At 41.3% G+C, this 11,118-nt stretch carries 5 protein-coding genes; 2 read left to right on the top strand and 3 right to left on the bottom strand.

The window, feature by feature from the left end; all coding sequences use genetic code 11:
* Positions 1 to 275: 275 nt before the first annotated feature.
* Positions 276 to 1,493: an iron-containing alcohol dehydrogenase gene (locus BM294_RS15120; RefSeq protein ID WP_091209870.1), complete on the bottom strand. Its 1,218-nt coding sequence runs from the start codon at positions 1,491 to 1,493 to the stop codon at positions 276 to 278.
* A gap of 395 nt (positions 1,494 to 1,888) precedes the next feature.
* On the opposite strand from BM294_RS15120, the gene BM294_RS15115 reads away from it, so the two are divergent.
* Positions 1,889 to 2,533: a hypothetical protein gene (locus BM294_RS15115; RefSeq protein WP_091209868.1), complete on the top strand. Its 645-nt coding sequence runs from the start codon at positions 1,889 to 1,891 to the stop codon at positions 2,531 to 2,533.
* Positions 2,534 to 2,886: 353 nt separating this feature from the next.
* Here BM294_RS15115 and addA read toward each other — a convergent pair whose 3' ends face one another.
* Positions 2,887 to 6,555, bottom strand: coding sequence for a helicase-exonuclease AddAB subunit AddA (gene addA, locus BM294_RS15110; RefSeq protein ID WP_091209866.1), 3,669 nt, complete (start codon positions 6,553 to 6,555; stop codon positions 2,887 to 2,889).
* Entirely contained in the window at positions 6,539 to 9,997 is a 3,459-nt protein-coding gene (locus BM294_RS15105; protein WP_175494726.1) for a PD-(D/E)XK nuclease family protein, read from the bottom strand. The genes addA and BM294_RS15105 overlap by 17 nt, the downstream gene beginning before the upstream one ends.
* A gap of 432 nt (positions 9,998 to 10,429) precedes the next feature.
* Here BM294_RS15105 and BM294_RS15100 point away from each other — a divergent pair, with 432 nt between their 5' ends.
* Positions 10,430 to 11,011: an ECF transporter S component gene (locus BM294_RS15100; RefSeq protein ID WP_091209862.1), complete on the top strand. Its 582-nt coding sequence runs from the start codon at positions 10,430 to 10,432 to the stop codon at positions 11,009 to 11,011.
* The last annotated feature ends 107 nt before the right edge of the window (positions 11,012 to 11,118 follow it).

Genomic DNA, 11,118 nt, shown 5'->3' with positions numbered 1-11,118 from the left:
AAATCACGTGCTTGCACGTTGATTTGAGACTTTATGACCCGCCCGAACACGAATAACGTAGTCGTTTTGCACAGCAAAAAAGCCGCCAAATGGACGGCTTCTTTTGCTGTATTGCTTAATTTTAGGAGTAAATTAATTCACATCATGTTATTCTGCGTCACACTACGCACAAATGTGCCTGTGTGATAAGCAATCATCAAATAAATCTGACACTCCTGTCATATTCTTAAGGGGGATTAAAAATATGTCATAAAACTTAATTAATGAAATTATAATCAGAAATCTACCTCAGTGTCATAATAGCAGCACTTAAGGAGCTTCTCCATCTCTTCCTGTGACGGCTGACGAGGATTTGATCCTGTGCATGCATCAGCGATTGCAAGCTCAGCAATCTTAGGAAGTCTCTCAAGGAAAACTTCTTCAGGAACAAAGCCCTGCTCTGTAGGATAAGAATCCTTGCCATAATTCTTGATGCAATGAGGAATATTCATGTCATCATTCATCTTACGGAGATACTTGATAAGAAGTGCAACCTTCTCGTCATCATTAGAACCGCCAAGATGCATATAATCCGCGATGACACCATATCTCTTCTTTGCTGTCTCATCCTTGGCATTGAATGCGATAACCTTGGGAAGATACATGGCATTTGCAGCACCGTGAATGATATGCGCACCGTAATCTGCAAAAGCGGCACCTGTCTTATGAGCCATTGAATGAACGATACCAAGAAGTGCATTGGAGAATGCCATACCTGCAAGACACTGTGCATTGTGCATAGCATCTCGTGAAGTCATGTCCTCGTTATAGGACTTAACAAGATGCTCCTGAATCATCTCAATAGCGTGTATAGCAAGAGGATCTGTATAATCACAGTTTGCTGTAGATACATAAGCCTCTACTGCATGTGTCATAGCATCCATACCTGTATGTGCAACAAGTTTCTTAGGCATAGTTTCTGCAAGATCAGGATCAACAATAGCAACATCAGGTGTGATCTCGAAATCAGCTATAGGATACTTTACGCCATCTGCATAGTTTGTGATGATAGAGAATGCAGTAACCTCTGTAGCTGTTCCTGATGTTGAAGATACAGCGCAGAAATGAGCCTTGTGACGAAGCTCAGGAATACCGAATACCTTACACATGTCTTCAAATGTGCAATCAGGATACTCATACTTGATCCACATAGCCTTTGCTGCATCAATAGGTGATCCTCCACCGATGGCAACGATCCAATCAGGCTGGAACTTAGCCATAGCCTCTGCACCTCTCATAACAGTCTCAACAGAAGGATCTGACTCGATACCTTCGAAGACCTCAACCTCAAAGCCTGCTTCCTTTAAATAATCCTCTGCTCTCTGAAGGAAACCGAACTTCTTCATTGATCCACCACCAACGCAGATCATAGCTCTTTTGCCCTTGAAGTTCTTGAGCTCTGCTAATGATCCTTTTCCATGATACAAATCTCTTGGTAAACAAAATCTAGCCATAATGACATCTCCTTTTAACTCAATTGATATCAACTTGCCGAATCGAATTTCATGGTTCGGTAAATCGTTATTTTTTTAACGTTCTCAAACATTATATCATCAGTTTTTGTACAAAACAACACCATGTTGCAATATATTGATAAAATATTAACCATGTTTTTTGTAAATCTTTTGCATTGACAAATCTCAGACAATCGTTTCGCCTTTAAATATAATTTGTGTTTTTAATAAATATGCAAGGCAATTTTCCATAGAAAACAAGGCATTATCCTGTTACAATGGGAGAGGGTTTTAAGGGATGCTGATTCATTCAGTCACTTCAAATCATAATTATTTTACCTAAAGAAATCAGGATTCTTTCGAATCCCGAAAATCAAAAGAACAGCGAGGTATTTATGATAAAAATCGAGAGAACTTCAGTTATGAATCTTGAAAACGCCATGAGAGGTGCCAGAAATCCTCTTAACTCATGGGCACGTTCAGACAGTTCTTATGATGAGAACGGAAATTATATTCTCGGGCCGAACGACCTTTCTCTTGCAAAGCGTCTTCGTGTAGCAGGTTCAGATCATCGTAAGTATGTACGTATGATTATGGTATGCTGCGATATCACTGCGCCAATTTACTGGTGGAAGGAATACGACACATATAAGGTGGCGACTGTAGCAAACTCTACTTCAACCATGCACAAGATCCATAGCAAGCCTATCGAATATGATGACTTCTCTCACGATCACCTTACACCTGATGCAGAAAAGATCATGAAGGACTATATCGGCGAGATTGAGAAAATCCGCCAGCGTTATATGGAGAACGGCAAGAACAAAGATGATTGGTATGATCTTATTCAGATGATTCCCGAGTCATATAACCAGATGAGAACGGTCACTCTCAATTATGAGACTCTTATCAACATTTATTTTGCACGCAAGAATCATAAACTTCAGGAGTGGCACACCTTCTGTGACTGGATTGAAACACTTCCATATGCTCAGGAGATCATTATCGCAAAAAATGACGAGGCTCAGCCTGATGCCTGATCCGCATTCGCTATTGATAATAGATTTTCTTTATTTCGCAGATGCTCATACAAAACTGTACCAATTCCCATTATATCTGTTTTCCGCTGACCATACTGCGTCATACACATTTTAATGTAATCTATACTTATAGCATAGCCCGGTCAAAAGTGCTTTTTAACATTTCAACCATAAAAGCTGAACAGATGGATATGAATGTTCGCATTCATTCCTTTCTGTTCAGCTTTTTGAATCTCCAGACTTGTGCGGGGCTACCATCTAACCTTTTGTGATCCTGATTTCTCTCAAGATAGATACCTCAGTATATTATGACGTGAGTACAAATAGTATTTGCCCCTTACATCATATGATTATTACAATGCAATTGTTTCTTCAAGCATAACCGAATAAATAAGTTTCTCCTTTACCCGTTTCCCGGTTATTGATTCAAGTGCACGTGCATATAACTCCAGCTGCTTTCTGTATCGTTCAACAAGAATCACGGATTCACGTACGCGATCGGTCTTATAATCAACCAGCACGATTTCATCATCTTCGATGAAATAAGCATCAATGATACCCTGCAGCAATATTCCTTCTGTAATACCACTGCTTTCAAATAGTTCATTATGAGGAAGACTAAGCATAAAATGACTTTCACGGAAAAGAAGCCCCTTGCTGTCTGCAAGCCTGAATCTCCCTGCCAGATCACCGTCAAGGAATGCTTTGAAACGGTCCTCCCTTATAAGTTTTAGTTCAGCTTCATTAAGTTTTGAACGAAGCTGATCCATGAAATTTATGGGGTCATCACTATAATCATATCTTTCAAAGGCATGATGGTATGCATCACCAACATCAGCTCCGGTTTTTTCACTGTTACAGGCAGAGGGCGGAAATGAGAAGGATTTATTCGGGTGGGCAGCTATCTCATCATCAGAAATATCAATCGAAATATTCCATGGCATAATCTCATTAGGTTTTTTATCCAATTCAAGTTTTTCTATTTCTGCCTGCTTAAGTTCCGAAACCGAATGTTTTGGATATAAGCCTGTCGCAGCCTCATGAGCATAAGCAAAAGAAAATCTGTCGAGAACTTCCTTATACAAAGGTGTTGTTATATCTACATCAGCTATCTGACGTACCAAAGATTTCTGCTGCTCCATGAGACTATCTTCCCTATCAGTCATCATTCTATGGATATCCGATAAAGAATACATTTTTAATGCAATAGGAGCATTTTCCTCTCTGGCTTTTCCTGTCCCCTCAAGCTTCAGTCGTCCTTCAGCCATGAGGATCCAGTCGAGATAACATGAAGCCCCCTTAATGCTTGTGGTAGTGACTTCTGTACTTCCGTCAGCATATTTTTCAAGAAGTTTTTCAACATTATTTGAAGAAGCAGTAAGTATAAGCTTGTGAACTGCTCTTGTCATACCAACATAGAGTATGCGAAGTTCCTCTCCAAGCTGATCAGTTTCAAGTTTTTCCCTTATAGCCGCTCTCTTAAGTGATGGTATACGGACCTTGTTTACAAGATCAACATAATTGCAGCCTATGCCATACTCAGAATCCACAAGTATCTTCGCATTCAGATCCTGCCTGTTGAAATTACGTCCCATTCCGGACAGAAAAACAACCGGAAACTGTAATCCTTTTGATTTATGTATGGACATGATTCTGACAAGATCATCCTGATCTGAATAAATCGACGCTTCACCCTGATCATTATCGTATTTCTTGAGCTTTTCTATATACCGTATGTAATCAAACAGTCCCTTATATGATGTACTTTCAAATGAAAGCGCCATGTCCACCAGTGCGTCAAGGTTTGCTTTGCGTCTGCTGCCGGACGGCATGGCTGTAACATAGTTATAGTATCCCGTATCATCATAAATTCTGTACAAAAGTTCATGAATGGACAGATACCTGGACATCTGTCGGTACTTCTCTATATCACAATAAAAATCGAGCAGCTTGTCAGCAAGATCATCTCTTAAAGATTTCCACTCCTTTTCGCCCGTTTCATCCGGATTTTCTGCGCTTCTCCTGTAAATTCCGTAGATTTCCGCCGCATTGTCCTGATGCTTTTCCACAGAATCCGTGGCACTTTCCACGTAAACTTCAGTCAGGGGTCTAAGTGTTCCTCTTGCCGCAACTATTTCGGCCATCTCTTCATCGCTGAAATCATAGATTGCTGAATGCATGATTGCTGCTATCGGTATGTCCTGCTGAGGATTATCAATTACATCCAGCATTGCAAGTATGGTCTCTACCTCCACAGTATTGAAATAGCCTTCATTACTGGTACAGTATGCAGGTATCCCCTCTTCATTCAGAACATCCACTATGGTATCTGCCCACGATCCCGGAGATCTGGTGAGGATAACAATGTCTCTGTATGGAGTCTGTTCCTCTCTGTCATGAAGCTCATGTATCCTTGCAGCGATCATGCGTGCTTCCGCCTCTTCCTTGCCGAGATCTTCTCCGTCAAAGAGTTCCCGTGACAGATCCTGATCATTCTCCATCAAAAGGAGCTCCGTCTCATATTCCTTCTCAAGCTGTTTTGAATAAGGTGCTCCGTTAAATCCATAATGTAGAGCTGCCTTTTCCGTGTAGTCTATGCCGCCTACTGCTGCAGTCATTACACTTTTGAAAACATCATTTGCAGCACTTATCACTTCATTTCTGCTTCTGAAATTCTGACTGAGTTCAATAGTCGGATAGTTTATATCATTATACTTGGCCAGGAAAAGATCCGGTCGTGCCTGACGAAAGCTGTAGATGGACTGCTTAACATCACCGACCTGAAATACATCCGGCCGTCCGAACCTTTGAGCTGACAATGCCGAGATCAGTTCCTCCTGAACATAGTTGGAATCCTGATATTCATCCACAAGTATCTCTCTGTAATGCCTGGCATAGTCATCCGCTATAGCCGAAAAATGTCTTGTGCCGTCCTCATCTGTAACATAAAGTATCTCCAATGCCTTGTGTTCAAGATCACCAAAATCAAGCATATGTCTTCTTGCTTTCTGTTCTTGAAATCTTTCAATAAATTCTTTCGTGAGACTGATCAGGACTCTTATTCCGGCATGAATACCTTCTTCCATGTTCTTCTCTGTTTGTTTGTCAAGGATTATAAGGCTCTCGTCTATAGCCTTCAAATCCTTCTTAACCGCGTCTCTGATATTTTTTGCCTTGTCTTTCAGACAAGCTTTAGAGGGCTTTAACCTTCCGTAATTTATCTCCTTTATAGACTGAGACAGTTCAGAAAGAGACTTAGCCTCCTTAACTCTGTCAATCGCCTCAAGATTGGCGGTAAATTCATCTATATAGACATCAGGTCCGTCCGGATCTTCACAAAGAGAAAGAGCATATTCCATCGAATCTGCATCATCGGAAACTCTGGAAAGCAGGCTGCTGAGATAGAACTTCTTCCATCCCTCCTCTCCCTCATCATCCAGGCATCTGTCAAGATACTCCATAGGCCACGGGTTGGCCTCCGCGTGCTCATGAAGACGCAGAATAAGTTCTTCAATGCCTCCATCAGCCTGCCCACTGGCAAAGGTATCTACAAAATTCAAAAAATCATAGTTATTTTCCTCTGCGTAATGTTCCTCCAGAAGATCTGCTATGATGTCACTCTTCAGAAGCTTAAGTTCACCACTGTCGCCTATTCTGAATCCCGGATCCAGATCTATGACAGCATAGTTTTCCGTGATTAACCTCTTGCAGAAAGAGTCTATGGTAGAGATATTGGCATTCTGGATGTTACCCGCTTCACGTATAAGTCCTGCATCATCCGGATGCAGGCTGAGCTGTTCATCAATGGCCATCTTGATACGTTCACGCATTTCCTGCGCAGCTGCATCAGTAAATGTCATGATGACCATGTCATCCAGCGATACGGGATCCGCTTTATCAGTGATTCTTGAGATCACATGCTCTACCAGCACTGCGGTCTTTCCTGATCCTGCTGCAGCCGCCACCAGCAGATTTCCTTCTTTATGTGATATGACCTTTTGCTGATCATCCGTCCACTTCATCTTGAGGTTCCTCCGGTATAATCTTTTTCCATATTTCCTCCGGTTTCATCATTATCTGTTTTCTGTATCTGTAGCCGTCGATTCGTCCGTCGAATTTGCAAACACTGTGATACGGGCAAAATCTGCATGCATTGTCATCCTTGCCAAATTCCATTGGTGCAATGGATATCCTTCCGCATTTGATTTCCGAACCGAACTTCTGCATCATACTGTCCACATAATCTCCGAGAGCCTCGAATTGCCTTGTGTTGACAACATACTTCTTGCTTGCATCAACTTCGCCACCCTTTATGGATACAGGTATAACTTCGGATTCCTTTACAATGTCTCTGTCCAGCTTCTTCACTATATCAAGCTCTGTATTCACAAGACCGTCCACCTTAAGTTCTTTTAAAAACTCCTTCTCTGCCTCCTCCGGAGCTCTGTTCTTTTTATAATCAAGAACCGGTGACTTGATCCTGTAATACAGCATCGCAGCCGGGATAACTTGCTTCTTCTGATATCTGTTCTGATAATCCTTTAGTGCATAACTCATGTATGTAACAAGCTGTAATTGCAGACCATTGTACACTTTGGCAAGGTCGAATACGGTTCTTCCCGACTTATAGTCAATTATCTTTACATAAACATGATCCTCATCCTGAGCTATATCAACACGGTCAATCCTTCCCTTAAGCATCATTCCATTACGGATATACCGGAAACTTTTCTCCATTCCGTCAACAAAGAATTCTCCGCGTCTCAACTGTTCCGAAAGCGCCCATAATGTAAGTCCGGTAATGCTTCCGGCTTTATGTATCAGATACTGATTTCTGGCTGTGTCAAAAAGCATTCCATGATTGTAGGCTTCTGCCGATTCTCTGACACTTTCCTCTGACAATTTACTGATTTCCTCAGGGCTTAGTTCTTCCAGTTTTTTATTCTGTCTGAATGTTTCCCTGAAACTTCTTTCTATTGCAGCATGGTATAGGTTACCGATATCAAACATCTGTACCTCAAAGGTATCTCTCTCTTTAAGCAAAAGACCATACTGAAGAAAATGAGCATAGGCACACTGACTGTACTTTTCAAGTCTGGTTATGGAACCTGTGATCATATCTCCATACAGTTCTTTCGCAAGTTCTTCATCAAGATCCTTTTCGGCATAATGTGTAAATGCCGCCGATATGATATCCAGAATGTCGGATTTATATGTTTCATCCTTATATAAAACGCTCAGGTATCTGAGTATCTGCTCGTATTCTTTACCCTCTGTCACCGGCTGACAAACAGTTTCAGGCAGCGCTGAGGCAACAAATCGAACTGCTTCCTTAGGTGTGAAAATGTTCAGTCTCTTTCCACGAAGTTTTATAACGTTCAGTCCCGTGAACATATTCTTTATGTCTCCGATAAGACTTGAAGCCTTAACTCCCTTTCCGTCTCTGCCCTTCACAGGGTAACTGAGTATAAGCCTTTCTGAAGGATTTAAAAGTGCTCTGTAAATATAGAATCTCTGTATAAGGGCTTCCTCAGTACGGTCGGGTGCAAGTTCAACGCCAAGCCCTTCAAAGAGCTTTCTGTCCCTGTCAGTGATTATCTTATGATCACTTTCAGCCTTGGGGACCTCTGTTGATGTAAGACCGGCAACAAAAAACGCCAATGGATTGGAAAATCTCGATCTTGTAAGATCTCCTATGACAACCTGATCTATGGTTGCTGGAATCACGCGTACAGATGCCTCACTTAAACCGGCTTCAAGGATATCCTGAAAGTCACTTTCATTTATGGCAGTGTCTCCCAACAGTCTTGCCATCCGGTCAAGAACTTCTACCACCGCATCGATGCTCTCCATAATGGATTCCGCCCGGTTCTGATCACCGTTCTCTCTTAATCTTTCCGATAATTGCACTACATATTTTTCTGCAAGTATTTCTGTCATAAATTCTTTAACTGCATTAATCTTATCGGAAACATTGGTACTTTTGGTTTTTATCTTCCCATATAAATTCAGCAGCGGCAGGAAAAGCTTCTTTCTCAAAGATTCCATCGCGCTTTCGGTTCCGTCTTTTTCGGTCCAGACATTGTCATATCTTGTGATTCCGCGGATACCGGTTTTTCGAAGGAAATTATCCATGAGATCAATTTCATGTTCTTCAACAGGATCTGTCTTAGGAACAGATCTAAGATACCTTATGACCGAATCAAACGAAAAATTCTGATCTATCGTGTCCAACGCAGCGCACAGTATAGCCGCATAAGGTGAATCGATAAGCTTTCCGGGATCATCAAAGAAATACGGGATGCGGGCTTCTGAAAATACCTTATAAACAATGTCTCTATAGCTTTCAGGATTGGTGAATATTATTCCTATATCCTGATATCTCATATGTCCGCTTCTGACCATGGCTTCTATCTCGGCAGCTATGGCTTCGACCTCCTGTCTTAAATCTGAAGCTTCCCAAATGGTCAGTGCATCTCCTGCATGAAGCTTCTCCGGACTTCTGTTTGCATATCTATAGATCCGGCGTTCAATAACATCAAGTGCACGCCCCCGGGGAGTATCAAATCTGTGTGCAGGTCTTTCTGCTTTTCTTTTCTCTCCCGAACGCGCGTCATAACGGTTCACATCAATCTCAGGCACCACTTCCACATCAAGTCTTTTAGCCATTACAGTCAGTTTTTTTACTGTCTGTCTTGTCAGATAGAAGAGGTCTTCAGGCCCACGCTCATCGTATACGGAATCTCTTGCATCAATACTTACATCACAGGTTATAAGTGTTTCTGCTGCTGAAGGGAGAATTTCTTCCAATATATTGAGCTGAACAGGAGTAAATCCTGTGAACCCGTCAAATGCCACTACTGCCCCTTGCAACAGTTTTGAATCAGGCATACTTCTGTACAGCTTATCCAGAAGTTCCTCCTGCGTCATATATCCATGTTCCGTCATATAACTCTGAAACTCTTCATATATAAGAGATAAGTCATGTAGCTTGTTTTGAGTATAAATGGAGCCTGCATGCTCTCCTGCCAGGTCTATCATCTCCGGTGTGATACGATACTGATAAAACTCGGAAATCTGGGATTTCAATTCTGCCAGGAATCCGGCTTTATTGAGCTCTCTCTGATAAAGTCTCAGCTTATCCTTTATCTTTTCTGTGATAGCCCTGAGTATCATGACCTTTCCCATGTCATCAATGATGGACATGTCACTTATCTTTATACCAAGTTCTTCAAAAACACGATAAGCAAGTCTGTTGAAGCTTAATACATCGATATTTAAAATACCGTTTCCTTTATTCAAAATATGTCCTGTGATTTTTTTCTGCATCGCAAGAGTATCCTGTTCAGGAACAATCAGAAACCATTTCTTTCTGAGATCTTCAGGTGCTTGCTTCAGAAAATACTGAAGGATATATTCTGTTTTTCCGGAACCGCTTGCTCCAAACACAAAACAAAGACTCATTTCTTTTCTCCATATAAATGACGTGAGTGTCAAAAGTCGACATTGAATCATTCCGCACTGAGCGCTGCCGGGGACACCGTCCGTAAAAGTCACTTCGCAAGATCCGGCGCTACATGTCAGATTACTAAAGGAATCTGACATAAATCATGCGGTATGTGTCATACCATTATAGCCTATCACATCTTTTTAAGAAACTGAGGACACAAATGAATACATCAAACTGGTCATATATAATTTTTAGAAATTGGTAATTCTCATACCTCCAGAATATTCGTATAATGCATTACACAAATAAAAATCCAACGGAATATCATTCGGAAATCGAATCTGATGACGTGCAGCACACTGTGCATGAATATGTACATTAATGCTAATGAGTGACTGTCAATATTTTTTCATTCACATGATATTCCAAACGGGGGAGGAGACACTATGAATCACGATAATACTTACAAACTTTCACTTGCTGCTCTGTTCGCAGCCCTGTCCTATGTGGTTTTTACATTTCTACAGATAAAAATCCCTGTGGGTGGCGACATGACTTCTATCCATCTCGGTAATGCGGTTGTTGTACTTGCATCCCTTATAATCGGAGGTCCTTTGGGAGGAATTGCAGGTGCTGTCGGAATGAGCATCGGAGATTTCTTTGATCCTGTATATGCACCTCTTGTTCCGAAAACTCTTATCTGCAAGTTCATCATCGGAATCATTACCGGTTTCGTTGCACATAAAATAGGAGGCATCACCAAAAGCAACGATCCTAAGCATATTCTTCGTTTTGCCATCGCTGCTGCAGCCGCCGGTCTCATTTTTAATATTTTTGCCGATCCTATCATCGGATACTGGTACAAGATTCTGATCCTTGGAAAACCAGCAGCTGATCTTTCTCTTAAGATCAATTTTGTTTCAACGATCATAAATGCAGTCATATCACTCATTGTTTCAGTTTCAGTTTATATGGCATTAAGACCGGCATTGAAGCAATCCGGATTCTTCCTGAAACTTGCAACGTGATTAAATCATTACATGACGTGAGTGTCAAAAGTATTTGCCACTCACTGATTAGCGCTAACGCACACATTCGTGTGCATAGAGCAGGAATCCTTACAGATTCCTTTGAA

Source organism: Oribacterium sp. WCC10, from assembly GCF_900113415.1.
Classification (GTDB): domain Bacteria; phylum Bacillota; class Clostridia; order Lachnospirales; family Lachnospiraceae; genus Oribacterium.
Note: the sequence above shows the minus strand (reverse complement) of the source record. Positions and strands in the feature narration are given on the sequence as shown.